Below are 25,254 nucleotides of genomic sequence, written 5' to 3' on the forward strand. Positions count from 1 at the left end.
CGCACCATCCCTCACGAAGGGTTATGGTGGAAACCCCCCCTCGGGCCGGTCCGTCTCCCCCCCACGGACCGGCCCGTTTTTTGTGCCCCGACATGAGCTCGAGACCGGCGTACGGCATACGGGGAGATGTGCGGGAGACGCGCGGGGGACGCGCATGAGTGGGGCGGACGGGGTACCCGCCAGGCCGCGGGGCCCGAAGCGGCAGGCGCTCCGCCGCGTGGCCCGACCGGTGCCCGACGACCCGCGGTCGCCCATGCGCCAGAAGGCCCCGCGCAGTTGGCGCCCGGAAGCCCCCGGTACGCTCTAGCCGCGGGGACCGCCATCTCAGAGGGGCTGACTTTCACGTGAACCTGCGCGACAAGCTGCGCGGCCTGCTGGTCAGGCTCTACGCACGCCGGGTGGAGGGCCACCTGGACCACGCCCAGGTGCCCAAGCACATCGGTGTCATCGTGGACGGCAGCCGGCGCTGGGCGAAGGCCGCCGGTTCCACCCCTGTCGACGGCCACCGCGCCGGCGCGGAGAAGATCGAGGAGTTCCTCGGCTGGTGCACCGAGACGGACGTCGAGGTCGTCACCCTCTGGCTTTTGTCGACGGACAACTTCAACCGCCCGCCGGAGGAGCTCGGCCCCCTCCTCGGCATCATCGAGGACGTCGTGCGCACCCTCGCCGCCGACGGCCGTTGGCGCGTCCACCACGTCGGCACCCCCGACCTGCTGCCCTCCCCGATGCAGACGGCGCTGAAGGAGGCGGAGGAGTCCACCGCCCACGTCGACGGAATACTCGTCAACGTCGCCATCGGCTACGGCGGCCGCCAGGAGATCGCCGACGCCGTACGGTCCATGCTGCTCGACGCGCACGACAAGGGCACCTCGATGGAGGAGCTCGCCGAGGCCGTCGACATCGACATGATCGGCCGCCACCTCTACACCGGCGACCAGCCCGACCCCGACCTCGTGATCCGCACCAGCGGTGAGCAGCGGCTGTCCGGATTCATGCTGTGGCAGACCGCCCACTCGGAGTACTACTTCTGCGAGGTCTTCTGGCCGGCCTTCCGCAAGGTCGACTTCCTGCGCGCGCTGCGCGACTACGCGGCCCGCCACCGCCGCTACGGCGGCTGACGCAGGCGCCGTAGCGACCGGTACAGGCGCCGGGGCGACCGGCACGGGCGCTCCACGGAAAGCGCACGACTACCCGTTTTGGGGCGGAAGTAACAAGGAGTTCACCAGCGCGCCGTCGCCCGGGTCGGCATGGCGGCGCGTGTTCGAGGGCATAAGCCAGTCAGGTCGATGCCCGAACCACGGGTGTCGGATCTCAGCGGGCGGCACGGGGCCGTCCGCCCGGGAGGCCCTTTGCACCAGCTCGACCGTGCGGTCTCAGCACGGAAGAAGCAGTGGAGGGCCGGTTCCCGGCCCGTGCAAACGGGCCGTCGACCGGTCCAGCTCCACTCCGTCGCTCCCCGACCTCATCCGAGGGGGTACGTCCTTCCGTGGTGACCAGCACAAAGCGCCGTATGCCTGACCGGCGCACCTACGTTCTCGACACCAGCGTCCTGCTGGCCGACCCGAACGCCCTGAGCCGCTTCGACGAGCACGAGGTCGTGCTCCCCATCGTCGTGGTCACGGAGCTGGAGGCGAAGAGGCACCATCCCGAACTCGGCTATTTCGCCCGGCAGGCCCTTCGGCTGCTCGACGAGTTCCGGGTGCGGTTCGGCCGCCTCGACGCCCCCATCCCGATCGGGGAGCTGGGCGGGACCGTCCGTGTCGAGCTCAATCACTCGGACCCCAGCGTGCTGCCGAGCGGCTACCGCCTGGGGGACAACGACTCCCGCATCCTCGCGGTGGCCCGCAATCTGCAGGCCGAGGGGTTCGACGTCACCGTCGTGTCGAAGGACCTCCCGCTCAGGATCAAGGCCTCGTCCGTCGGTCTCCTCGCCGAGGAGTACCGCGCTGAGCTCGCCATCACGGACTCCTCCGGCTGGACCGGAATGTCCGAACTGACCCTGCCCGGCGAGCAGGTGGACATCCTCTTCGAGGAAGGCCACGTGTATGTCCCCGAGGCCTCCGAGCTGCCCGTGCACACGGGGCTGACGATCCACTCCGAGCGCGGCAAGGCGCTCGGCCGGGTCTCGCCCGACGGCAACATCCGCCTGGTGCGCGGCGACCGGGAGGCGTTCGGCATCAAGGGCCGCAGCGCGGAGCAGCGCATCGCGCTGGACATCCTCCTCGACCCGGACATCGGGATCGTGTCCATGGGCGGCCGGGCCGGCACCGGAAAGTCGGCGCTCGCGCTGTGCGCGGGCCTGGAGGCGGTCCTGGAGCGCCGCCAGCACCAGAAGGTCATGGTCTTCCGTCCGCTGTACGCGGTCGGCGGGCAGGAACTCGGCTATCTGCCGGGCTCCGAGTCCGAGAAGATGAGCCCCTGGGCGCAAGCGGTCTTCGACACGCTGTCCGCGGTCACCAGCCGCGAGGTCATCGAGGAGGTCACCGCGCGCGGGATGCTCGAGGTCCTGCCGCTCACCCACATCCGCGGCCGCTCGCTGCACGACGCGTTCGTGATCGTGGACGAGGCGCAGTCCCTGGAACGGAACGTCCTTCTCACCGTTCTGTCCCGAATCGGCGCGAATTCCCGGGTGGTTCTCACCCATGACGTGGCACAGAGGGACAATCTCCGCGTCGGCCGCTACGACGGTGTCGTCGCCGTGGTGGAGAAGCTGAAGGGGCACCCGCTCTTCGCGCATGTGACCCTGACCAGGTCCGAGAGGTCCCAGATCGCGGCCCTTGTGACCGAAATGCTGGAAGACGGCCAAATCTGAGGTAGTACCCACCAGTTGGCGCCGTCCGGAAAGGCCAAGAGCCTAGCCGGGCGGCGCCTTCGCGTGTCGAGGTTTCTCGAATCCCTGGGGTCAAACGGGATGTGAGCTTTCACACGCAACTCAGAATTGCCACCCGGCGTCCGGTTACGGCAGAGTCTCGGTTCTGTCAGGCCCCGCATACGGCACACCTGTACCCCCAGCGGTATAGCACCACAGCAGCACCACCAACTCCATAGTCGAAGCCGTATGCCGCCCGCGAACCACGCGGCGCTCCCCGCAAGGGAGTTGCCCACCGGGCCCGCGCCTCCCGTGACCCCGTTAGTTGGGAGGCCAGTGTCTAGGGGCACGATTGCGTCCGCCAGGGTCACCGAAGCGGGCGATGCTGGAAGGAAACCGTGTGAGCCCGATTTCGGTCCGGGGATTCGCAGTGGCCTCCGCCACCGCGGTCACCGCTGTCGGAAGCGTTGTCGGAGTTGCCTCCGGCAGTGTCGCGCAGCCGAACGACGCCGAGGCGACGGCAGCCGGCACGACGCTCCTGGCGGACATCCCCGCGGGTGAGCAGGCTCAGGTGCAGACCGCGTCCCTCACGCAGCAGGCCGACACGCAGGCCATCGCCGCGGACGCGAGCGCCAAGAAGATCGCGGAGGAGTCGGCCCGCAAGGCCGCCGCCAAGTCCGCGATCGAGAAGAAGGAGGCCGCCGAGCAGGCGGCCAAGGAAGCCAAGGAGCGCGCCGAGGCCAAGGAGAAGGCCAGCAGGAGCTCCTCCAGCTTCCCGGTGCAGAGCTCGTACACCGTCGCGCAGATCCAGGCGATGGCTGCCTCGATGGTGCCGAGCGGGCAGTTCCAGTGCTTCAGCAACATCGTGGACCACGAGTCCAGCTGGAACTACCGGGCCGTCAACGCCTCCTCCGGTGCCTACGGTCTCTTCCAGGCCCTTCCGGGCTCCAAGATGTCCTCGGTCGGCGCCGACTGGCAGACCAACCCGGCCACCCAGATCAAGTGGGGCCTCAACTACATGGACAGCCGGTACGGCAGCCCCTGCGAGGCCTGGTCGTTCTGGCAGGCCAACCACTGGTACTGAGCGCGCCCGACTCTCAACCTTGCGAAGCCCCTCCCCGTCCTAGGGGGAGGGGCTTTCGCCATGTACGGTCGGACCGGACGACTCCAGGGGGGAGTGGTGAGGAGAGACGGGGGAAGAGGACGGATCATGTCGCGAGTGCCAGGGTGGATCGGTCGGCTCGGTGCCCGGCTGACCGATGTGGGAGAGCGGTTGGACGAGCGCCGCGCGGAGGTGGCCCGCGAGGAGGCCGAGGCCGAAGCGGCCGAGGCGCCTGAGCGCGGGCCCAAGAAGTCCCCGAGGGTCGCGGCCCGCCCGCCCGTCGTACTGGTCCCCCGCCCCGACCCGGCGCAGGCCGTGCCGTGGGGCGTACGGGTCGCCGCCGAGGCCGGCTGGCGGCTCCTGGTCCTGGCGGGCACCGTCTGGGTGCTGATGCGGATCATCAGCTCCGTCCAGCTCGTGGTCTTCGCCTTCGTCGTCGCCCTCCTCATCACCGCGCTGCTCCAGCCGACGGTCGCCCGCCTCATGCGGCACGGCGTCCCGCGCGGCCCCGCCACCGCTCTCACCGCGATCCTCGGCTTCGTCATCATCGGGCTGCTGGGCTGGTTCGTGACCTGGCAGGTCATGGAGAACATCGACGACCTCTCCGACCAGATCCAGAACGGCATCGACGATCTGCGCAACTGGCTCCTGAAGAGCCCCTTCCACGTCACCGACAAGCAGATCAACCAGATCGCCAAGAACCTCAGGGAGGCGGTCGGCGCCAACACCGACCAGATCACCTCGGCCGGCCTCGAGGGCGTCCAGGTCGTCGTGGAGGCGCTCACCGGCATCCTGCTGACCTTCTTCTCCACCCTCTTCCTGCTCTACGACGGCCGCCGCATCTGGAACTGGACGCTGAAGCTGGTCCCCGCGGCCGCCCGTCCCGCCGTGGCCGGCGCCGGCCCGCGCGCCTGGCACACCCTGACCGCCTACGTCCGCGGCACGGTCCTGGTGGCCCTCATCGACGCCGTCTTCATCGGCATCGGCATCTACTTCCTCGACGTCCCCATGGCCGTCCCGCTGGCCGTCTTCATCTTCCTGTTCTCGTTCATCCCCCTGGTGGGCGCGGTCGCCTCCGGCGCGCTCGCGGTTCTCGTCGCGCTGGTCACGCAGGGCGTCTTCACGGCGGTGATGACCCTCGCGGTGGTCCTGGCCGTCCAGCAGATCGAGGGCCACATCCTCCAGCCGTTCATCCTCGGCCGCGCGGTGCGCGTCCACCCGCTCGCGGTCGTCCTCACGGTCGCGACCGGCGGCATGGTGGCCGGCATCGGCGGCGCGGTGGTGGCCGTACCGCTGGTGGCGGTGACGAACACGGTGGTGAGCTACCTCAAGGCCTACGCCGAGGAACAGTCGCCGCCCGAGGACGAGGACGAGGGCGAGGGCGAGGGCGATGTCGTCACGGACCAGGAGGGCCGGGCGGAGCCGCCGCCGGATCCTGAAAAACCTTCCTCGAATTCGGTCAATTGAGCGCCGAACAGAGTGTTTTGAGCAGCCCGCGAACTCAACTTCCGTCAACTAGGGGCAGGTGGGAAACCCGCCCCCGGAATATGCGCGCGGACTGATACACCTTCCCTCCTCAGCGCTACGCGTCAGGCGTGTGTGCGAGACGGCGGGGGGTGTGATGTCGGGCCACGAGCTCCTGGCGCAGGCCCTGGCCGCGTGCGGCCGTGACGGTTTCACCGGAGAGCTGCGGATCACCGGGGCACCCGGCGGCACCTTCCACTTCGGGGACGGCCGGGTGGTCGCCGTGGAGTCGCCCGGCGCCCCGGGCCCCGAGGCGCTGCTGCTGCGCTCGGGGCGGGTCAGCGGCGAGCAGTGGGCCGAACTGGTGCGGGAGTCCGGCGGCTCGCGCTGGCCGGCCACGGCGCTCATCGCCCACGGTTACGCGGGGGCCGCGCAGCTCAGGGTGGTGTGCGCGCTGGCCCTGCACGACGCCGCCTTCGCGATGGCCGCGGGCCGGGTCGAGGAGTGCGAACGCCGGCCCACCGCCGAGCCGTTCGCGCAGGTCCCGCTGGGTGAACCGCCCCTGCGGCTGCTCCAGGACGCGCTCCGCAGACTCACCGCCCTCGCCGCCCTGCCGCACCCCGTGCACCCCGACCGGGAACGTCCCGTACGCTCCGGCACGGACAGCGGGACCGGGGCCCTGCGGCGCGAGTTGCTCACCCACGCCGACGGCCGCCGTACGGCCCGCGACCTCGCCTTCCGGGTCGGGCGCGGTGTCTACACCGTGACCGTCGAGGTCGCCCGCATGCTCGACGAGGGGCTCCTGGTGTGCGCGGGACCGCCCGCGCCCGTCGCGGTCCGCTCCCTCCCCGACGGCGACGAACTCCGGCCCCGCAGGCCCCCGGCAGTGGAGCCGTCCCCGTCCGCGGCGAGAACCGATCTGCCCCGCCGGAAACCCGGCAACTTCTTCCGACTCAGAAACGGAACAGCCAGATGAAAACGCCGATCAGATACGCAAAGAATCAGGGGAGTTGACTTTATGGACCACCAAGCCCTGGCGCTCGAAATGCGCGGTCTGCGGGAACAGGTCACCGGGATAACCGACACCGCGGTGGCCGCCGCGGACGGGCTGCTCATCGCCGCCGACACCGCCGACTCGATCGACCCGGAAGGCCTCGCCGCACTCGCCGCGGCCGGCCTCGGCCTCGCCCGGCGCACCGCCGAGGCGACCGCCCGCGGCACGCTGCGCCGGACGGTGACGTACGGCAGCCACGGCTGCGCCGCCTTCTACGCCGTCGGCGAGACCGCCCTGATGGTCGTGCTCGGCGACGAGGGCATGGACGTGGACCACCTGCACCGGGCGACCCAGCCGACCCTGAACCGGATCGGCTCGATCCTCACCGACAAGGCGCCCGGGAAAGCACCAGAAGGAGTCTGAAGGGATGGCGACGAAGCGCATGGCCACAGGTTTCTCCGACCAGGTGATGGGCCTGGTCAAGTCCCTTCGTACCGACGCCCCCGACTGCGTGGCTTCCGGCGTGGTCGACATATCCACGGGCATGCTGCTGTCGTACGAGACCGTCGAGAACCACCCGCCGGAGGTCCTGGACCTCCTGGCGGGGGCGACTCTCGACCTGTTCCAGGGCCGTACGGTCGTGATGATCGAGGACGTCTTCAAGGAGCGTCGCGGGATCAGCAGTGACAACCACTTCTTCCAGGAGATCCTTGTCAACAGCGAGAACCTCACGCACCTGTTCGTGCGGCTGGTCGAACAGCAGGACGTCGTGGCCGTCGTGGTGTGCCGCAAGTCGGTCAACGTCGGCATGCTGTTCGCCCAGGTCCGGCGGGTGGTGAAGGAGTACAGCCTCTGAGCGGACGGCCGGCTGCGGGCGGTTACTCCGTCCGCAGCCCGTCCGGGCGCATCAGCCTGAGCAGCGGCGGCAGGCTCAGCAGCGTCACCACCAGGACGACACCGGCGCCCACGCCGGTCATCGACAGCACGCTCGACCAGTCCACGCGCACCGAGGTGTCGGTCATCTTCAGCAGGACCACGCCCAGCGTCAGCCCCACCGCCGACGCCAGCAGCAGCCCGAGCCCGACCGGGATCGCCGTCTGCCACAGCACCGACAGGCTCAGGGTGCGCCGCCTGGTACCGAAGGCGACCAGCGCCGACAGCAGCCTCCTGCGCTCACGCAGCTGCTCCAGCTGGGAGACCAGCAGGCTCGCCCCGATCAGCGCGAGGACACAGACGGCGCCCACGAACAGGCCGGTGCGGATGGAGGAGTAGCGGTCGTTGCTCTCGGTGGACACCCAGGTCATGGGCTCCTCGTACGGGTTGATCCGGGCGGCCGTGTTGCGGACGTGGTCGCGCGCGTCCGGCAGCGAGTCGTCCACCCGCACGTAGATCTCTCCGCGCACCCCCGCCGCGGCCTGTGCCGGGAAGGCGCCCGGGGTGAGCAGGATTCCGCCGCGCCGGTAGCCCGTCGGGTCGGCGATGGACTCCGCCTGCTTGACGGCCTTCGGGACCGTCCAGACGACCGAGGTCTGCTTTTCCGCGGCCTCGGAGGTGTCGAAGTAGAGCTTCTGGCCGGGCCGGGCCGTCACGTTCGACTCGTCGTCGGAATTCTGCCTGGCGGTGTCGCTGTCGCCCACCGCCGGCGCGACATGGGAGACGAAGACGTCACCGTCGCGGCAGGAGGACAGCTTGGCCACCTCACGCAGGGACGTGCAGTCGGCGACGGTCACCCGGGCCCAGTGCGCGTCCTCGCCCGTCCCGTCGTTGACGTAGCCCTCGTTGAACGCGTACACCTGCCGGACGCCCTTGGTCTCGGCCAGTTCCTTCGCGGTCGCCGCGAGCGTCTTCCCCTTCGGGACGGTCACCTGCATCTGCGCCCGCGAGATGTCGTAGCCGGTGTCCTTCGTGTAGTCGCTCGAGGTGCCCGCGAACAGCATCTGCAGCGCGATCGCCCCGGCCACCGCGACCGCGATGCCGTTGACCATCCGGGCCGCCGTGCCGCTGCTCAACTGGAGCCTGCGCACGGCCAGTTGCCAGGACACCGCGCCCGCGCCCAGCCGGGCCACGACCGCCTCGACGATCCACGGCAGCAGCGCGGTCACACCGACAAGCAGCAGGATGACACCGCCGCTGACGAGGTACTGGTTGAAGTCGCCGCCGTCCCGGCCCTGTCCGACCATCGGGTACAGCATCCCGAGCCCGGCCAGCGGCAGCAGCAGCCGCCACCACAGCCTGCGTCGCGCGGGCTTCGCCGTACGCACCACGCCGAGCGGTTCGATCACCACGCCCCGCAGGGCGAGCAGCGTCACCAGCACGGCCGCCGCGGGCACCGCGACCGCGACCAGCAGGGCCAGCAGCGGCGAGGGGTTGAGATAGCTCGGGAACACGCTCTGCCCGAACACCTCGACGGAGCCCGCCACTTCGCGGCCGATCAGGAAGAACCCGGTGCCGAGCACGAGACCGAGCACCGAGCCCGCCAACGCCTCGCCGGCGGCGATCCGCCGGGTCGAGCGGCCGTCGGCGCCCACCAGGCGCAGGGCCGCGAGCCGCCGGTCGCGCCGCTCGCCGCCGAAGCGCGCGGCCGCGGTGATGAACACGGCGACCGGCATCAGCAGCACCACGAAGACGACCAGGACCAGCAGCACCAGCACGGGGTCGGAGTCCGACTCGGTGGGGTTCGGGTTGCCGTACTTGTTGATCCGGCTGATCCCGGCGCCGTTGATGTCCTGGGCGGCGAGCCCCTCGGCCCCGCGGTAGAAGGCGAGTTCGTGGGAGCCGATCAGTCCGCTCTCGGCGATCGTCCCGGAGATCCGGTTCGGCAGCCGCTCCCGCAGCAGCTTGCCGTCCTCGGACTCCAGAAGTTTCTTCAGCGCGGGGGAGACGACCATCTCGCCGACCGCGGGGAACTTCGCGACGCCGGGCGGCAGGGGCGCCTTCGGCCCCTCGGGCTCCAGGTCCCGGCCGCGGATGTCGGTGTCCCGGAAGGTGGTCGACGCGTTCCCCGACAGCAGGGTGTCGTCGCCCTTCTTCATGTCCTGCCCGTAGTTGATGTCCGCGCGGGCGTCGCCCCGCTCGTGCCGGACCGCCAGCGCGTTCGGCAGCGCGGTGGTCAGCAGCAGCAGCGCCACCCCGAGCCCGACGCCGACCGCGGTCAGCAGCGCCCGGACCCACCCCTCGCGTCCGCCCGCGAAGGCGAACCGGACCCCCATGGCGAGGTCTCGCCACCACTGCCCGAGTTTCATACGACCCGCTCCATGTCCCGGGACTTCCCGTCCCGTACGACGATCTCGCGGTCGGAGTAGGCGGCGACCCGTGCCTCGTGCGTGACGAGGACGACGGCCGCGTTGGTGGACCGGGCGGCCTCGGTGAGCAGTTCCATGACCCGCTCACCGTTGAGGGAGTCCAGCGCACCGGTCGGCTCGTCCGCGAACAGCACGCGCGGGTTGGTCACCAGGGACCGGGCCACGGCCACCCGCTGCCCCTGACCGCCGGAGACCTCACCGGGCCGCTTCTTCCTCAGGTCGTCGACCTCCAGGCGCTCCATCCAGCCCAGGGCCGCCTTCTCGGCCTCCTTGCGGGAGGTGCCGTTCAGGCGCAGCGGCAGCGCCACGTTCTCCACACAGGTCAGCTCGGGGACGAGCTGGCCGAACTGGAAGACGAACCCGAACTCGGAGCGGCGCAGAGCGCTGCGCTCGGAGTCGTTCATCGTGGCCATCTCCCGGCCGTTGTACGTGATCGAGCCCGAGTCCGGGGTGACGATCCCGGCGAGGCAGTGCAGCAGGGTCGACTTGCCGGACCCGGAGGGGCCCATCACGGCGACGACCTCGCCGGGGTGGATGGAGAACTGGGCGCCGTCGAGGGCGACGGTCGGACCGTAGGCCTTGCGCAGTTCGTCGGCGACGAGCAGGGAACCGGCCGGGGTCACTTGACCACCACCTCCGCGAGTTTGTCCAGACGCGCGGCGGTCAGCTCCAGCCAGCGCAGGTCGGCTTCCAGATGGAACAGGGCGTGGTCGCAGATGAGCTGGTCGGCGAGGTCGCCCTTGCGCTTGCGGTCGGTGAGGATGCGCATCATCCGCAGGTGCTCGGCGCGCTGGTTGTCCAGGATGTCGCCGGCGTCCCGGTGCGTGAGCAGCGCGAGGACGACCTTGGTGTACAGCGTGGACTGGAGGTACGGCTCGGGCTTCTCGGGCGTGGCGAGCCACCGCTGCACGTCGGTGATCCCGGCGTCGGTGATGGCGTAGCGCTTGCGCTCGGGGCCGCCGCCGGGCTCGATGCCGTCGACTTCGACGAGCCCGTTCTTCAGCAGTCGGGACATCGTCGAGTAGACCTGGCCGTAGTGCAGCGGCCGGTCGTGACCGAACTTCTCGTCGAAGGCCCGCTTGAGGTCGTAGCCGTGGCGGGGCCCGGACTCCAGGAGCCCTAGGAGGGTGTGACCGATGGACATGGAGAGGACTGTACATGCGGTGTATACCCCGCATGTATACGCGGAGTGTGTAGATGGCTGTCCGGCGTGAGCAGCCGCAGGTGGCGGCCGATTGTCACGGTTCTGCTACGCCCGCGCTCTAGGTGTCCCGAGCGTCGCCGGTGTCCTTGGGCGGCCGGCCCCGACGCGGCAGCGGGCCGGTGTCACCGGGCAGCCGGCCGGCCTCCTTCAGGGCCCTGCGCAGCAGGAACTCGATCTGCGCGTTCGCCGACCGCAGCTCGTCCCCGGCCCACCGCGCCAGGGCCTCGTACACCAGCGGGTCCAGCCTCAGCAGCACCTGCTTGCGCTGCTGAGGCCGCCGCTCGGGGGGGCCGCCCTCGGAAGGTGCGGAAGGTGCCGTCACTGGTAGAGCGTCCCGGTGTTGAGGACCGGCTGCGGGGCGCGGTCGCCGCACAGCACCACCATCAGGTTGGACACCATCGCCGCCTTGCGCTCCTCGTCCAGTTCCACGATGTCCCGCTCGGTGATCCGGGCCAGCGCCTCCTCGACCATGCCGACCGCGCCCTCCACGATCTGCCGCCGGGCCGCGACGACCGCGCCGGCCTGCTGCCGCTGGAGCATCGCCGAGGCGATCTCCGGCGCGTAGGCGAGGTGGGTGAAGCGGGACTCGATGATCTGCACGCCGGCCGACTCCACGCGCGCGTGCAGCTCGGTGGCGAGCTTCTGGGTGATCTCGTCGGCGTTGCCGCGCAGCGAGAGCCCGTCCTCCTCGTGGGCGTCGTAGGGGTACTCGATGGCGATGTGCCGGACCGCCGTCTCGGTCTGGGTGGCGACGAACTTCACGAAGTTGTCCACCTCGAAGGTGGCCTGGGCGGTGTCCTCGACCTTCCACACCACGACCGCGGCCAGTTCGATCGGGTTGCCGTAGGCGTCGTTGACCTTGAGGACGGCGGTCTCGTGGTTGCGGACCCGGGTGGAGACCTTGGTCCGGGAGGTGAAGGGGTTCACCCAGCGCAGGCCGTCCTGGCGGATGGTGCCCTTGTAGCGCCCGAAGAGCTGGACGACCCGGGCCTCGCCCGGCGCGACCGTGTTCAGGCCGCGCAGCGAGATGAGTGCGGCGATCAGCACGAGGACCCCGCCCACGGCGAACCCGGGGTTCTCCCCGCTCAGCGCGAGAAGGAAGACGGCGATCAGGAGTCCGATCAGGCCCAGCAGCAGCGCGAGCGCGCCGCCGATGCTGTGCGCGGCGAACTCCCGCACGCGCGGGGCGGGCATGTCGGGTACCGAGTCGTCCATGGACATAGGGGTCCCCCTTGTTCGATCTCACGGATCAGCTAGCGCTGATCTAGCTAAGTGATATCACTTTACCCTGTCCCGGCAACCTTCAAGCCCCCTCGGAGGTCTGGTTCCGAGGAGGCGGGTGCTGATTCTCACGCCCCCCCGAGGCCGGATCGAGGGCCCTGTGTCATATAGACCGGTGTTAGCTTTCTGAGCTGACCTGAGCCACGAACCTGTGTGGCCGCCGATGAGGAAGCGGAGCGAGTCGACCCATGGGACGAGCGGAAGAGAGAAGAGCACGTCAGCGCGGTGGCCGCCGCGCGGCGCCGCCCACGCGCTCGTCCGGGACGCCGAGCGAGGGCCTCGCCACCGGCGGCAGGGCCGCGGCGCGCAAGGCCGCGCGAGGCAAGAAGGGCGCGAAGAAAGGTAAGAGCGGCATACGCCGGCTCTTCACCTGGAAGAAGATCCTCGGCACGTTCTTCGCCGTCTGCCTGCTCGGCATCGGCGCCTTCGTCGTGATGTACATGATGATCGACGTGCCCAAGGGCAACGCGAAGGCGCAGGAACAGAGCAACATCTACAAGTACAGCAACGGTTCGGTCATGGCCCGCGAGGGCGACACCAACCGCGAGATCGTCGACCTCTCCGAAGTGCCCAAGCCGGTCCAGCGCACCTTCGTGGCAGCGGAGAACAAGACCTTCTACACGGACGCGGGCGTCGACTTCAAGGGCATCGCCCGCGGACTGTTCAACACCCTCTCCGGCAAGGGCAAACAGGGTGGCTCCACGATCACCCAGCAGTACGTCAAGAACTACTACCTCGACCAGGACCAGACCGTCACGCGCAAGCTGAAGGAACTGGTCATCTCGCTGAAGGTGGACCGCGAGACGCCCAAGGACGACATCCTCGCCGGCTACATCAACACCAGCTACTACGGCCGCGGCGCCTACGGCATCCAGGCCGCCGCCCAGGACTACTACCGCGTCGACGCGAGCAAGCTCAGCGTCGAGCAGGGCGCCTACCTCGCCGCGCTGCTCCAGGCCCCGAGCCAGTACGACTGGGCGGTCGCCAACGACACCGGCAAGAAACTGGTGACGGCCCGCTGGAACTACGTCCTGGACAACATGGTCAAGCAGGGCTGGCTGGACAAGACGAAGCGCGCGGAGATGACCTTCCCGGTGCCGAAGGAGCCCAAGGCCGACCCCGGCCTGGAAGGGCAGAAGGGCTACTTCGTCAAACTCGCCAAGCAGCAGCTCGAGAAGCAGCTGATGGCCAAGGAGAACATCACCCAGGACGAGGCCGAGGCCCGGGTCGAGAACGCCGGGTGGACCATCACCCTGAACATCGACAAGAAGAAGCAGGCCCAGCTGGAGAAGGCGGTCAAGGACAAGCTGACCAGCCAGCTGGACCCGAAGAAGCGCACGGTCGACAGAAACGTCCAGGCCGGTGCCGCCTCCGTCGACCCCAAGACGGGGAAGATCGTCGCCCTGTACGGCGGCACGGACTACACCAAGCACTTCTACAGCAACGCCAACCGCACCGACTACCAGCCCGCCTCCACCTTCAAGCCGGTCATCCTCGCCGCCGCCCTGGAGAACAACTCCGAGACGCAGGACGGCAAGCCGATCGGCGCGAACACGATCTACGACGGCACCAGCAAGCGTCAGGTCGTCGACAGCAACGGCGACAAGGTCGGATTCGCCCCCGAGAACGAGGACGACCACAACTACGGCAAGCAGGTCACCGTCCAGACGGCGATGAACCAGTCCATCAACTCCGTCTTCGCGCAGATGGGCGTCGACGTCGGCATGGACAAGGTCCTCGCGACGGCCACCAAGCTCGGCATGGACACCGGCAAGCTCAGGCCGCTCCCCGCCTACACCCTGGGCACCATGGGCGCGAGCCCCATCCAGATGGCCGGCGTCTACGCCACCCTCGACAACCACGGCAAGCAGGTCACGCCGACCATCATCAAGTCGGCGGAGCAGGGCGGCAACGAGTTCCAGATGCCCGACCCGATCGGCGAGCAGGTCATCAGCCGGGAGGCCGCCGACACGGTCACCTCGGTGCTGACCGGCGTGGTCAACGACGGTACGGCTCAGAAGTCCGTGCAGCAGAACCCGGACCGCGAGGGCCGCAAGGTCGCCGGCAAGACCGGTACCTCCGACGACAACAAGTCGGCCTGGTTCACCGGCTACACCCCGGACCTCGTCACCTCGGTCGGTCTGTTCGGCGAGAACTACAAGACCAGGGCCCAGGCCAAGATGTACGGCGTGGGCGGCGAGGCGCGGGTCAACGGCGGTGGCTTCCCGGCGGAGATCTGGGCCGAGTACACCTTCGGCGTGGCCGGCGAGAACACCAAGTTCGACCTGGAGACCGACCAGGGCGCCGCGGTCCAGCCGACGTGGACACCGACGGTGTCGAACACGCCGAGCCCGACGCCGTCGGCGACGCCCAGCACCAAGAAGCCGTCGCAGACGCCGAGCGCGACACCCTCGCAGACGCCGTCGCAAACCCCTTCGCAGACGCCGTCGCAGTCGCCGCCGACCGGTGAGCAGAGCACTCCGGTCGTGACGACGAGCCCACCGGCGAACCCGTTCGACCCGAACGAGGACCAGTAGCGAACGAGAGAGGGCGCCCGGTGACCACCGGGCGCCCTCTCTCGTTCCCTAGCCCCTGTTGAGCTCGAACCACACGACCTTGCCGGTGCTCAACCGAGTGGCCCCCCACCGCCGGGCGAGCCGGTTGACGAGGTACAGCCCGCGCCCGCCCTCGTCGGTGGCGCGAGCCTGCCTCAGCCGCGGCAGCTGCGGTACGTCGTCCCCGACCTCGCACCGCAGCACATCGGTCCGCAGCAGCCGGAGCGTCACCGGCCGGGTCGCGTACCGCACGGCGTTCGTCACGACCTCACTGACCAGCAGCTCGACCGAGTCGGTCAGATCCTCCATGCCCCACCGCGACAGCGCCCGCCGCGCGAGCCGCCGGGCCCGGCCCGGGGCCGCGTCCTCCGGCTCCAGGAACCAGTACGCCACATCACTGGGCGCGATCCCGTCGAAGCGGGCCGCGAGCAGCGCGATGTCGTCGTCCCGGTCGCCAGGACCGAGCATGTCGAGCACCTCGTCGCACAGCGCCTCCAGCGGCGGCGGATGATCTGGCCCGGTCAACTGCGCCGTCGCGGCGAGCTTCTCCCGCAACTGCTCTATCCCGGTCCACACGTCCCGCAGCCGCGACTCCACCAGCCCGTCGGTGTACAGCAGCAGCGTCGCCCCGGCCGGCGCGTCCAGCTCCACGGCCTCGAAGTCCACGCCGCCGACACCGATCGGCGCCCCCGGCGGCACCCGGAGCACCTCGGCCCGGCCGCCCAGATGCAGCAGCACCGGCGGCGGATGACCGGCGTTGGCGATGGTGATGCGGTGCGAGACCGGGTCGTAGACCGCGTAGAGACAGGTCGCCATACGGTCCGTGCCGAGCCGCTGGGCCTGTTCGTCAAGGTGGTGCAGCACCTCCTGCGGCGGCAGGTCGAGCCCGGCGAGGGTCTGCGCGGTCGTCCGGAGCTGGCCCATGATCGCCGCGGACGTCATGGAGTGCCCCATCACGTCACCCACGACCAGCGCGACCCGGCTGCCGGGCAGCGGGATCGCGTCGTACCAGTCGCCGCCCACCCGGGCCGTCTCGGCGGCCGGCAGATAGCGCGAGGCCAGCCGGACACCGGTCGGCCGCGGGAGCGTCTCGGGCAGCATGGTGCGCTGGAGCTCGTCGGCGATGTACGCCTCACGGCCGTAGAGGACCGCCTTGTCGATGCCCAGCGCGCTGTGCGTGGCGAGCTGGGCGGCGACGAGCAGGTCGTCCGGGTCGAAGGGGATGCGGTCGGGGCGGCGCAGGAACAGGGCGGCGCCGATCACCCGGCGCCGACCGCGCAACGGGGCGAGGATCGCACGCCGGCCCGACGGTACGGCGAACTCGCCGCCCTCGCCGAGCAGTTCCGGCAGCGCGGCGTGGGCCGCGGGCGTGTCCGTGAAGACCGGGCGCACCCCGCGCAGCACCTCGGCGAGCGCGCTGCCGGGCTGCACCTCGCACAGTTCGGTGCCGAGCGCGTCCAGCTCGGTCGGGTTCTCCGGCACCGGCACCGGCAGGATGCCGTCCTCCAGGTCCCGCTCCTGCTGCGGGATGCGGTCGCTGCGCCGCAGCCGGAGCACGAGGGGGCCGGTGGGCCGCTCGTCGCCGACGGGCAGCGGGTCGCGCAGATAGACGAGGATCGCGTCCGAGAAGGTCGGCACGGTCGCCCGGCACAGACCCATCACGATCTCGTCCAGGTCGATACCGCGGGCGATCCGGCGGGTCGCCGCGCCCACGAAGCGCAGCCGGTCGCCGTCGCGCCGCATGGGCGTGGGCCGGCCCGCGGGCAGCCCCTGCCCGGTACGGCGTTCGTCGCCGCTCTGGGGCGGCCGCTCGCCCTCGCCGCCCGGCTGGACCGGAACCCCCTCGGGGACGGGCCGCGGGCGGTGCGTGTCCGGCTCGGCGGCGGCCGGCTGGGAGTGCTCGGGGCCGGTACCGGCCGGGTTCATGCCCATGTCCTTGTGGTCGCCGGTCCTGCCGGTCCTTCCGGTCGTGCTGTTGCCTGCCTGGACGACGGGTGCCGCCTCCGGGGTGGAATCACCGGAGCGGGCCTGGAGCGGTAAAGCGGTGGGCGCCTCGACGCCCTGGGCGGTCGGCGGCACCGGGGAACGCAGGAGCGCCCCGCGGGGGTCCGTGGGGTCGACGCCCGGCTGGGGGCGTTCGAAGGAGGTCGGGTGCTCCGTCACGCGTGTCGAATCCGTCCGTCCGGGGCTGCACGCCGTACGCGCAGTTGGTCCCGCCGAAATCCCGATACCCGGAATACGTGTCCCAGGAACGGAATTCCCGCGTGGTCAGGGGCTGTTCCTGCGTTTTTGGTCAACCTTCCGCGGCCCGTACCGGTGTTGCCCTCGTACCCCACGCTCACGTCCTGCCGCCCCTCGGTGACGATCGGTCAAGCCCAGTGCCCGCTCCGGTAGTTGCCGCTGCGCGCTCTTGCGGAGGACGATCCTACGTTTGCAGCCCGGGGGCGCATCAAGGGTCTCATGAGGACAAGTGCGCGGGCGTACGGTCCCAGTCTTCCGGAAGGAGCGGCACGGTCCAGGACGGATCGGGCCGCCAGTCGGGCCAGCCGTCCGAGAACGGCGGGCCCCAGGCGCGGATCACCTCCACCGCACAACGTCCCGCCGCTCTGACCCGTTCGGCCAGGTCCGGGCCCATCAGCCCGTCCCGCTGGGCCTGCGCGAACTCGTCCTCGTCCCGCCACTGCCAACGGCGGTCGGGATCCACGGTGATGTCCAGGAAGTGATCCTCGGAATCCACACCCCCGGCCCAACGCGCCAGCGGCTCCTCCAGGTTCACGTACCAGTTCTTGAACTGCCAGCCCGGCTCCCAGAACAGCCACACCGACCACGGCAACCCCGGCCGCGCCAGCTTCAGCACCCCGGTGCCGAACCAGCGGTCCCGATGGACCGAACGCGGCTTGGTGTAACGGGACTCCAGCGGCTCGGCGTGCACCGGCGTGCCGTCGGCCAGCACCGGCCGCACACACTCGGTACCCGGTGCCAGCCACACGGCGAGCAGGTCCTCGTCGTCGCGTACGACGGTGACCGGGCGGGCGATGTGGAAGTGCGCGCCCGCGTTCTCCCGGTAGCGCCACAGGATCTGACTCCCGGGCTCCCAGAACCGCGCCGACGTACCTGCTTCCACCGCTCTCACCGCTCCACCGTCTGCCATGCACAGATATTAGGTGCCATAGGCATACGACGCTGCGGTACGCGTCACGGTTCACGCCGGCGCCGGGAAAGGTTACGGCCGTGTCATCCGCAGGACATCCAGCGCCTCGTCGAGTTGTTCGGCCGTCAGATCACCGCGCTCGACGTACCCGCTCTCCAGGACGACCTGGCGAATCGTCTTCTGTTCGGCGAGCGCCTTCTTGGCGACCTTCGCGGCTTCCTCGTACCCGATGTACTTGTTGAGCGGGGTGACCACCGAGGGCGAGGACTCGGCGTACTCGCGGGCGCGTTCCCGGTGGGCGACGATGCCGTCGACGGTCCGGTCGGCGAGCAGCCGGGAGACGTTGGCGAGCAGCCGGATCGACTCCAGGACGTTCTTCGCGATGACCGGCAGCATGACGTTGAGCTCGAAGTTGCCGGCCGCTCCGGCGGTCGCGACGGTGGCGTCGTTCCCGATGACCTGGGCCGCGACCATCAGCACGGCCTCCGGGATCACCGGATTGACCTTGCCGGGCATGATCGACGAACCGGGCTGGAGGTCGGGCAGCGAGATCTCCGCGAGCCCGGTCCTGGGCCCGGAGGACATCCACCGCAGGTCATTGGCGATCTTCGTCAGCCCGACCGCGATGGTCCTGAGCTGCCCGCTGGTCTCGACGATCCCGTCCCGGGCGCCCTGGGCCTCGAAGTGGTCCCGCGCCTCGGTGAGCGGCAGGCCGGTGGTGCGGGCGATCTCCTCGATGACGGCGGCCGAGAAGCCGGGCGGGGTGTTGATGCCGGTGCCGACGGCGGTACCACCCAGGGGCAGTTCGGCGAGCCGGGGGAGGGAGGCGTTCAGGCGCTCGACGCCATGGCGGATCTGGGCCGCGTAGCCGCCGAACTCCTGCCCCAGGGTCACCGGGGTGGCGTCCATCAGGTGGGTCCGCCCCGACTTCACGACGTCGGCGAACTCCTCGGACTTGCGGGAGAGGGCCGCGGCGAGGTGGTCGAGGGCGGGGATGAGGTCCCGGGTGACGGCGGCCGTGGCCGCGATGTGGATGGAGGACGGGAAGACGTCGTTGGAGGACTGCGAGGCGTTCACGTGGTCGTTGGGGTGCACGCCGCGGCCCTCGCCGAGCCGTTCGCTCGCCAGGGTCGCGATGACCTCGTTGGTGTTCATGTTGGACGAGGTGCCGGACCCGGTCTGGAACACGTCGACCGGGAAGTGCGCGTCCCAGTCGCCCCGGGCCACCTCGTCGGCCGCCTCCTGGATGGCCTCGGCGATGTCCTTGTCGAGCACGTCCAGCCGCGCGTTCACCTTCGCGGCCGCACCCTTGATCCGGGCCAGCGCCTCGATGTGCGCCCGCTCGATCCGCTGCCCGGAGACGGGGAAGTTCTCCACCGCCCGCTGGGTCTGCGCCCGCCACTTGGCGTCCGCCGGGACCCGGACCTCGCCCATGGAGTCGTGCTCGATACGGAACGCCTGTTCCTGCTGCTCGTCGGCCACTGCCGATCACCTCCGTCTTGGTCAGCGTCTGCCCCTGTGGCACCTATTCCTGCCGCACCGAGCCGTTCTGGATCACTCCGACCGGTGACGAGACGAACAGACGGCGACGCGAGGAGGTGCCTCGCTGCAGGTGCCCTCAAGGCGCAGCCTGAAGCGCGCCCCACCGGACCGGCAGAGGGACAGCCATGATCGCAGAGGTGCCGCCCGTGGACTTGGAGCCACGGAACGGCCAGGAGCGGCGGAGTGGCGAGTCCCCGCGCTGCCCCTTGCCTGCGCAGACAAGGCGCCAGACCGAACGGCACGCGGGGTTCGGGCCCACGGCGAATCAGTGGGCGAAGCCCGGGGGTGGCGTGCAGGGGACGCAGTCCCAGCGCGGGCTGAGGGGGCGGCTGCCCCCGAGGTGGGACGGGTAGGGGCGGGGGCGAGAAACACCCCCCCGCTGCCCCGGTGGGGCACTCCAGCCCAGCCCAACCCCCAGCCCAACCTCCAGCCCGGCCCGGCGTCGGCGCGGTGTCCTGGAAGCAGTCGTTTGACTTGTTCGGCGGCGACACCCATCAGCCCGGCCGGCCTTTGAGAATGGGGTGTCAGGCCGGTCGCCCGGCCGCAGGAGGTCCGGGTAGCCGTGGGCCGGCGGGAAGTCGTGGGCCGGGCCGACGGGGCGGCTGGCTCTGGGGATGGCACGGGTAGGGGCGGCGGGGGCGAGCCCCCTTCCACCCCCAGGGCACTTCCGCCGGCCCCGGCCCCCGGACCGGAATGGAGGTGAACGTCGGGGCGGGCGCCGGGGCCTGGAAGAAGTCGTTCCACTCTGTTCGTCCGGCGGGTACTGGCGCGTGCCACGCCGAGCCGCCTCGCGGGGGTTCGGGGGCGGAGTCCCCGGCGGGGTCGAAGGGGCGGAGCCTCTGGTAACGGGACGGGTAGGGGCGGCGGGGGCGAAAACCGTCCCCGCCGCCACCCGAAGGCATTACGCCAGGCCGGGACCGCGCACGGGGATCGACGTGAAGGTCGGCTGAGGGGCGGGATCTTGGAAGAAGTCGTTGCCCTTGTCGTCGACCACGATGAACGCCGGGAAGTCCTCGACCTCGATCTTCCAGACCGCCTCCATGCCGAGCTCCTCGTACTCGACGACCTCGACCTTCTTGATGCAGTCCTGGGCGAGCCGCGCGGCCGGGCCGCCGATGGAGCCGAGGTAGAACCCGCCGTGCGCACCGCACGCGTCGGTGACCTGCTTGCTGCGGTTGCCCTTGGCCAGCATCACCTTGGAGCCGCCCGCCGCCTGGAACTGCTCGACGTAGGAGTCCATGCGGCCGGCCGTCGTCGGGCCGAAGGAACCGGACGCGTAGCCCTCGGGCGTCTTCGCCGGACCCGCGTAGTACACCGGGTGGTCCTTCAGGTACTGCGGCATCTCCTCGCCCGCGTCGAGACGCTCCTTGATCTTGGCGTGCGCGATGTCCCGCGCCACCACGAGCGGACCGGTCAGCGAGAGCCGCGTCTTCACCGGGTACTTGGTGAGCTCCGCGAGGATGTCGTCCATCGGCTGGTTGAGGTCGATCTTGACGACGTCACCGTCGGAGTCGAGGTGCTCGTCGGTCGTCTCCGGCAGGAACCGCGCCGGGTCCGTCTCCAACTGCTCCAGGAAGACACCCTCGGCGGTGATCTTCGCGACGGCCTGCCGGTCGGCCGAGCAGGACACGGCGATGGCGACGGGGCAGGACGCACCGTGCCGGGGCAGCCGCACCACCCGCACGTCGTGGCAGAAGTACTTGCCGCCGAACTGCGCCCCGATCCCGATCTTCTGCGTCAGCTCGAAGACCTTCTCCTCCAGCTCCTTGTCCCGGAAGCCGTGCCCGAGCTCCGAGCCCTCGGCCGGGATCTCGTCCAGGTAGTGCGCGGAGGCGTACTTCGCGGTCTTCAGCGCGTACTCGGCGGACGTACCGCCGACCACGATCGCCAGGTGGTACGGCGGACAGGCGGCCGTACCGAGCGAACGGATCTTCTCCTCCAGGAACTTCATCATGGAGGCCTCATTGAGGACGGCCTTCGTCTCCTGGTACAGGAACGACTTGTTGGCCGAGCCGCCACCCTTCGCCATGAACAGGAACTTGTACGCGCCGCCGTCGGTGGCGTACAGCTCGATCTGCGCGGGGAGGTTGGAGCCGGTGTTCTTCTCGTCCCACATGGTCAGCGGGGCCATCTGCGAGTAGCGCAGGTTGAGGTTCAGGTACGCGTCGTAGATGCCCTTCGACAGGGCCTCCTCGTCGCCGCCCTGCGTGAGCACGTTCTGCCCGCGCTTGCCCATGACGATCGCCGTGCCGGTGTCCTGGCACATCGGAAGCACGCCCGCGGCCGCGATGTTCGCGTTCTTCAGCAGGTCCAGCGCCACGAACTTGTCGTTGCTGGACGCCTCGGGGTCGTCGATGATCCGCCGCAACTGGGCGAGGTGCGCGGGCCGCAGGTAGTGCTGGATGTCGTGGATGGCCTCCGCGGCGAGCTTGCGCAGCGCCTCCGGCTCCACCTTGAGGAAGGTCCGCCCGTCGGCCTCGAAGGTGGAGACACCCTCGGAGGTCACCAGCCGATAGGGGGTGGTGTCCTCTCCCATGGGGAGCAGATCGGTGTACGCGAACTCAGGCATCTCAGCCCATTCCTCACTCTGCGGGTCGACCACCCGCCTCCGTTGGCGGGCCTCACCAGCCTAGAACCTGCCCGAGGACGCGAGCTTGTGAGGTAGGGCTCAGTCGGTGCTCGTTCGGCGCTTGTTCGGTGTGCCAAGACTTGTCCACAGCCCTAGTCGCGATCTATCGCGTTTGGGTACGCTGCTGACGTGGACCTTCAGAAGCCGGACCTTCAGAAGCACGCGGGCCCCGCCCCCGCGGTGGCCGACCTGCGTGCCTCGGACGCCGACCGCGACCGTATCGCCGACATCCTGCGCGAGGCCCTGGCCGAGGGCCGCCTCACCGCGGACGAGCACGCCGAGCGGGTCGAGGGGGTGCTGAGCGCCAAGACCGTCGGCGAGCTGGAGGTCTTCATACGGGACCTGCCGGCGGCCCACGAGCCCCGTACCGCCCCGGCCTGGACCCCGGCCCCCAACCGCCCGACCGACGCGATCCCCCCGGACCCGGACGACAACGTGGTGGCGGTGTTCAGCGCCGCCGTCCGCAAGGGCCGCTGGCGCGCCGGCCGCCGTATCCACGCCTACGCGGTCTTCGGCAGTGTCGAGATAGACCTCAGCGAGGCGATCTTCGAGTACCGCCAGGTCGTCATCAAGGCGTTCTCGGTGTTCGGCAGCGTCGAGGTGCGCGTCCCGGAGAACGTCTCGCTGCGCGGCACGGGAGTCGGGGTCCTCGGCGACTTCCAGGTGGACACGCTCGACTCCGCGGAGCCGGACGCGCCGGTGGTGTACGTCGACGGCTGGGCCGTCCTCGGCAGCGTCGACGCGAAGCCCAGGCGCGGCAAGCTCGTCGCGGACATTCTCGACCGGGTTCAGCGCGCGGTCGATCGCAAGGTCGACAAGAGTTTGCGCAAACACCTGGATCGTTGACGGTTGTGAATCAGGGTGGGTCCGAAACGGCGGAATCCGCCCTCGGTCGGCCCGCGGAAGCGCACACGACCGCCCGCGATCCAGCGGTTGGGGACTCAGTGCATAGGCGCGCGCACAGCGGGTAGGGCTTGCTGCATCGTCTCTCGCTCGCGAAGCCGTCGTCAGGAGTAGACCGTGCTGCAACCGCCGCATTCGTCCCTGCAGGTCGCTGCCGTTCCGGCCCAGCGGGTGCCAGTGCGGGACAGGGACCAAGACGCTCCATGGCACACCGAGGCGGTGTGCCGGCGCGACGAGGCCGGCCTGTTCTTCGCTCCGTCCAAGGAACCCACCGCTGCCCGGCTCTCCCGGGAGGAGGCCGCGAAGCGCGTCTGTGCCCGCTGTCCGGTCATGGTCGAGTGCCGCGAACACGCCCTGCTCCAGCCCGAGCCCTACGGCGTCTGGGGCGGCCTCACCGCGGCGGAACGCCGTGTGGTCCTGGCCCGCCGCAGGCGCCGCGACCTGGAGCTCACGAAAGCGGCGCGGGCGGCACGCATAGCCCAGGCCGGCTGAGCACAAGGACAAGAGGAAGGGCGCCCCCTCCGCACCGGGGGCGCCCTTCTCCTCAGGGACGCGGGGCTTGATCGCCACGCTCCGAAGCTCCCGAGCCGTCAGGCGCTATTTGGCGCGATCGAAATCGATCGCGCTGTAGGCCCGCAGCTTGCTGAGCCGGTGCTCCGAGTCGATCCGCCGCACCGTCCCGGACTTCGACCGCATCACGATCGAGTCGGTGGTCGCGGTCTCCGACCGGTACCGCACACCCCGCAGCAGCTCACCGTCGGTGATCCCGGTCGCCACGAAGAACACGTTCTCCCCGGAGACCAGGTCGTCGGTCGTCAGCACCCGGTCCAGGTCGTGCCCGGCGTCGATCGCCCGGGCCCGCTCCTCGTCGTCCTTCGGCCACAGCTTGCCCTGGATCGTGCCCCCGAGGCACTTCACGGCACAGGCCGAGATGATCCCCTCGGGCGTACCGCCGATGCCCAGCAGCATGTCGACGCCGGTGCCCTCGCGCAGCGCGTAGATCGACCCGGCCACGTCACCGTCGGAGATGAGCTTGATCCGCGCTCCCGCCTCCCGGATCTCCTTGATGATGCCTTCGTGCCGGGGCCGGTCGAGGATGACGACGGTCACGTCCTCCGGGGTGGAGCGCTTCGCCTTGGCGACCCGGCGGATGTTCACGGAGACCGGCGCGTTGATGTCGACGAAGTCCGCGGCTTCCGGTCCCGTGACCAGCTTGTCCATGTAGAACACGGCGGACGGGTCGAACATCGAGCCCCGGTCCGCCGCGGCCAGGACCGCGATCGCGTTCGGCATGCCCTTGGCCGTCAGCGTGGTCCCGTCGATCGGGTCGACGGCGATGTCGCACTCGGGGCCGGTCCCGTCGCCCACGCGCTCTCCGTTGAAGAGCATCGGGGCCTCGTCCTTCTCGCCCTCACCGATGACGACGACGCCGTTCATCGACACGGTGGAGACCAGGGACCGCATGGCGCGCACCGCGGCGCCGTCGGCGCCGTTCTTCTCGCCCCGCCCGACCCAGCGGCCCGCGGCCATCGCGGCAGCTTCGGTCACCCGGACGAGTTCCAGGGCGAGGTTGCGGTCGGGGGCCTCGGAGGGGACTTCGAGTTCGGACGGCAGATGATGATGCTCGGTCATCGGAGCGCACCTTTCTGATACGACGACGGCCGGATGAGGGTTCGACCGTCGACTCTATCGTCAGTCCGACAAAATGAGCAGGGGACCCCACGGATGAGCGGACCGGGCACCTGCGACGATAGGGGCGTGGCAGGTTCGAACGGCAAGCAGAAGACGGTCCGGGACATGATTCTGTCCCTGGGCCTCATCGGGATCGCGGCGGCGGTCATCTACGTGTTCATCCCGCACGACGACTCCGCTCCCGACATCAAGACGGTCGACTACCGCGTCGAGCTGCTCACGGCCCGCCGCGCGGCCTCCTACCCGGTGGCCGCGCCCGAGGGTCTGCCGGCCGGCTGGAAGGCGACCTCGGTGCGCTTCCGGGGCGACCAGTCCGACGCCTGGCACCTGGGCTTCAACGCCCCCGGTGGGCAGTACGTGCAGATCGAGCAGTCGACTCAGAAGCCCTCGGAGTTCATCGACGAGGCGAGTCAGGGCGGCGAGGCGACGAAGCAGACCCAGGAGATCGCGGGCCGCACCTGGACGCGGTACACGGGCGGCCGTTACGACGCCCTCGTGCACAGCGGCGACGGGGCGACGACGGTGGTCGCGGGCACGGGGTCGTTCGGGCAGCTCACCGAGATGGCGAAGGCGCTGAAGATGGCGTGAGGTGACACACGGGAGGGGCCCGGCTGCCAGGCAGCCGG

At 70.1% G+C, this 25,254-nt stretch carries 21 protein-coding genes; 11 read left to right on the plus strand and 10 right to left on the minus strand.

Going from position 1 to position 25,254, the window contains the following annotated elements; translation table 11 throughout:
* Positions 1 to 344: 344 nt before the first annotated feature.
* The 7 genes from ABZ098_RS08905 to ABZ098_RS08935 all read left to right on the plus strand — a co-directional run bounded on the left by ABZ098_RS08905 (position 345) and on the right by ABZ098_RS08935 (position 7,225).
* On the plus strand, positions 345 to 1,118 hold the full coding sequence (locus ABZ098_RS08905; protein WP_306976893.1) for an isoprenyl transferase: 774 nt from the start codon (positions 345 to 347) through the stop codon (positions 1,116 to 1,118).
* 368 nt (positions 1,119 to 1,486) lie between these two features.
* Positions 1,487 to 2,812, plus strand: a complete 1,326-nt coding sequence (locus ABZ098_RS08910) for a PhoH family protein (protein ID WP_356588680.1) — start codon at positions 1,487 to 1,489, stop codon at positions 2,810 to 2,812.
* Positions 2,813 to 3,209: 397 nt separating this feature from the next.
* Complete coding sequence (locus tag ABZ098_RS08915; RefSeq protein WP_356588682.1) at positions 3,210 to 3,893, plus strand: lytic transglycosylase domain-containing protein; 684 nt, start codon at positions 3,210 to 3,212, stop codon at positions 3,891 to 3,893.
* 126 nt (positions 3,894 to 4,019) lie between these two features.
* A complete protein-coding gene (locus ABZ098_RS08920; RefSeq protein WP_356588684.1) occupies positions 4,020 to 5,378 on the plus strand; it encodes an AI-2E family transporter in 1,359 nt (452 codons plus the stop codon).
* A 154-nt stretch (positions 5,379 to 5,532) separates the two neighbouring features.
* A complete protein-coding gene (locus ABZ098_RS08925) occupies positions 5,533 to 6,351 on the plus strand; it encodes a MarR family transcriptional regulator (protein ID WP_356588686.1) in 819 nt (272 codons plus the stop codon).
* Between the two features lie 42 nt (positions 6,352 to 6,393).
* Positions 6,394 to 6,792 (plus strand): roadblock/LC7 domain-containing protein, encoded by a 399-nt coding sequence (locus ABZ098_RS08930; protein WP_356588688.1) that lies wholly within the window; start codon positions 6,394 to 6,396, stop codon positions 6,790 to 6,792.
* A gap of 4 nt (positions 6,793 to 6,796) precedes the next feature.
* Positions 6,797 to 7,225: a hypothetical protein gene (locus ABZ098_RS08935; RefSeq protein WP_356588690.1), complete on the plus strand. Its 429-nt coding sequence runs from the start codon at positions 6,797 to 6,799 to the stop codon at positions 7,223 to 7,225.
* 22 nt (positions 7,226 to 7,247) lie between these two features.
* On the opposite strand, the gene ABZ098_RS08940 is transcribed toward ABZ098_RS08935, so the two are convergent.
* The 5 genes from ABZ098_RS08940 to ABZ098_RS08960 form a co-directional block, all read right to left on the minus strand.
* Entirely contained in the window at positions 7,248 to 9,611 is a 2,364-nt protein-coding gene (locus ABZ098_RS08940; protein ID WP_356588692.1) for an FtsX-like permease family protein, read from the minus strand.
* Positions 9,608 to 10,294 carry an ABC transporter ATP-binding protein gene (locus ABZ098_RS08945; RefSeq protein WP_356588694.1) on the minus strand — a complete coding sequence of 229 codons (687 nt, stop codon included), beginning with the start codon at positions 10,292 to 10,294 and terminating at the stop codon, positions 9,608 to 9,610. The genes ABZ098_RS08940 and ABZ098_RS08945 overlap by 4 nt, the downstream gene beginning before the upstream one ends.
* Positions 10,291 to 10,815 carry a PadR family transcriptional regulator gene (locus ABZ098_RS08950; RefSeq protein WP_057609981.1) on the minus strand — a complete coding sequence of 175 codons (525 nt, stop codon included), beginning with the start codon at positions 10,813 to 10,815 and terminating at the stop codon, positions 10,291 to 10,293. Before ABZ098_RS08950 ends, ABZ098_RS08945 begins: the two co-directional genes overlap by 4 nt.
* A 118-nt stretch (positions 10,816 to 10,933) precedes the next feature.
* On the minus strand, positions 10,934 to 11,197 hold the full coding sequence (locus tag ABZ098_RS08955; protein ID WP_356588696.1) for a hypothetical protein: 264 nt from the start codon (positions 11,195 to 11,197) through the stop codon (positions 10,934 to 10,936).
* Complete coding sequence (locus tag ABZ098_RS08960; RefSeq protein ID WP_356588698.1) at positions 11,194 to 12,096, minus strand: SPFH domain-containing protein; 903 nt, start codon at positions 12,094 to 12,096, stop codon at positions 11,194 to 11,196. Before ABZ098_RS08960 ends, ABZ098_RS08955 begins: the two co-directional genes overlap by 4 nt.
* 248 nt (positions 12,097 to 12,344) lie before the next feature.
* Between ABZ098_RS08960 and ABZ098_RS08965 the strand changes: the two genes are divergently transcribed.
* The gene (locus ABZ098_RS08965) at positions 12,345 to 14,693 is read left to right on the plus strand and encodes a transglycosylase domain-containing protein (RefSeq protein ID WP_356588700.1); all 2,349 of its coding nucleotides are present in this window, start codon (positions 12,345 to 12,347) and stop codon (positions 14,691 to 14,693) included.
* Positions 14,694 to 14,741: 48 nt separating this feature from the next.
* On the opposite strand, the gene ABZ098_RS08970 is transcribed toward ABZ098_RS08965, so the two are convergent.
* The 4 genes from ABZ098_RS08970 to ABZ098_RS08985 form a co-directional block, all read right to left on the minus strand.
* On the minus strand, positions 14,742 to 16,874 hold the full coding sequence (locus ABZ098_RS08970) for a SpoIIE family protein phosphatase (RefSeq protein ID WP_356588702.1): 2,133 nt from the start codon (positions 16,872 to 16,874) through the stop codon (positions 14,742 to 14,744).
* Between the two features lie 295 nt (positions 16,875 to 17,169).
* Positions 17,170 to 17,862 (minus strand): DUF402 domain-containing protein, encoded by a 693-nt coding sequence (locus ABZ098_RS08975; RefSeq protein WP_356588704.1) that lies wholly within the window; start codon positions 17,860 to 17,862, stop codon positions 17,170 to 17,172.
* A gap of 72 nt (positions 17,863 to 17,934) precedes the next feature.
* Positions 17,935 to 19,344: a class II fumarate hydratase gene (locus tag ABZ098_RS08980; RefSeq protein WP_356588706.1), complete on the minus strand. Its 1,410-nt coding sequence runs from the start codon at positions 19,342 to 19,344 to the stop codon at positions 17,935 to 17,937.
* A 961-nt stretch (positions 19,345 to 20,305) separates the two neighbouring features.
* Positions 20,306 to 21,973 carry a fumarate hydratase gene (locus tag ABZ098_RS08985; protein ID WP_356588708.1) on the minus strand — a complete coding sequence of 556 codons (1,668 nt, stop codon included), beginning with the start codon at positions 21,971 to 21,973 and terminating at the stop codon, positions 20,306 to 20,308.
* Between the two features lie 189 nt (positions 21,974 to 22,162).
* On the opposite strand from ABZ098_RS08985, the gene ABZ098_RS08990 reads away from it, so the two are divergent.
* Positions 22,163 to 22,879, plus strand: coding sequence for a DUF1707 domain-containing protein (locus tag ABZ098_RS08990; protein WP_356588710.1), 717 nt, complete (start codon positions 22,163 to 22,165; stop codon positions 22,877 to 22,879).
* Between the two features lie 174 nt (positions 22,880 to 23,053).
* Positions 23,054 to 23,428 (plus strand): WhiB family transcriptional regulator, encoded by a 375-nt coding sequence (locus ABZ098_RS08995; RefSeq protein ID WP_078902679.1) that lies wholly within the window; start codon positions 23,054 to 23,056, stop codon positions 23,426 to 23,428.
* 105 nt (positions 23,429 to 23,533) lie between these two features.
* Here the strand turns inward: ABZ098_RS08995 and glpX are convergent, their stop codons facing one another.
* Positions 23,534 to 24,568: a class II fructose-bisphosphatase gene (gene glpX / locus ABZ098_RS09000; RefSeq protein WP_031042027.1), complete on the minus strand. Its 1,035-nt coding sequence runs from the start codon at positions 24,566 to 24,568 to the stop codon at positions 23,534 to 23,536.
* A gap of 126 nt (positions 24,569 to 24,694) precedes the next feature.
* On the opposite strand from glpX, the gene ABZ098_RS09005 reads away from it, so the two are divergent.
* The gene (locus tag ABZ098_RS09005; RefSeq protein ID WP_356588712.1) at positions 24,695 to 25,216 is read left to right on the plus strand and encodes a DUF4245 domain-containing protein; all 522 of its coding nucleotides are present in this window, start codon (positions 24,695 to 24,697) and stop codon (positions 25,214 to 25,216) included.
* The last annotated feature ends 38 nt before the right edge of the window (positions 25,217 to 25,254 follow it).

The organism is Streptomyces sp. NPDC006335 (assembly GCF_040612795.1).
In the GTDB taxonomy this organism is placed as follows: domain Bacteria; phylum Actinomycetota; class Actinomycetes; order Streptomycetales; family Streptomycetaceae; genus Streptomyces.

Excerpts from the sequence above, each read along its gene's own strand:
- ABZ098_RS08920 (WP_356588684.1), top strand. The coding sequence starts at position 4,020 with ATGTCGCGAGTGCCAGGGTGGATCGGTCGGCTCGGTGCCCGGCTGACC.
- ABZ098_RS08925 (WP_356588686.1), top strand. The coding sequence starts at position 5,533 with ATGTCGGGCCACGAGCTCCTGGCGCAGGCCCTGGCCGCGTGCGGCCGT.
- ABZ098_RS08930 (WP_356588688.1), top strand. The coding sequence starts at position 6,394 with ATGGACCACCAAGCCCTGGCGCTCGAAATGCGCGGTCTGCGGGAACAG.
- ABZ098_RS08935 (WP_356588690.1), top strand. The coding sequence starts at position 6,797 with ATGGCGACGAAGCGCATGGCCACAGGTTTCTCCGACCAGGTGATGGGC.
- ABZ098_RS08940 (WP_356588692.1), bottom strand. The coding sequence starts at position 9,611 with ATGAAACTCGGGCAGTGGTGGCGAGACCTCGCCATGGGGGTCCGGTTC.
- ABZ098_RS08950 (WP_057609981.1), bottom strand. The coding sequence starts at position 10,815 with ATGTCCATCGGTCACACCCTCCTAGGGCTCCTGGAGTCCGGGCCCCGC.
- ABZ098_RS08960 (WP_356588698.1), bottom strand. The coding sequence starts at position 12,096 with ATGTCCATGGACGACTCGGTACCCGACATGCCCGCCCCGCGCGTGCGG.
- ABZ098_RS08965 (WP_356588700.1), top strand. The coding sequence starts at position 12,345 with ATGGGACGAGCGGAAGAGAGAAGAGCACGTCAGCGCGGTGGCCGCCGC.
- ABZ098_RS08975 (WP_356588704.1), bottom strand. The coding sequence starts at position 17,862 with ATGGCAGACGGTGGAGCGGTGAGAGCGGTGGAAGCAGGTACGTCGGCG.
- ABZ098_RS08985 (WP_356588708.1), bottom strand. The coding sequence starts at position 21,973 with ATGCCTGAGTTCGCGTACACCGATCTGCTCCCCATGGGAGAGGACACC.
- glpX (WP_031042027.1), bottom strand. The coding sequence starts at position 24,568 with ATGACCGAGCATCATCATCTGCCGTCCGAACTCGAAGTCCCCTCCGAG.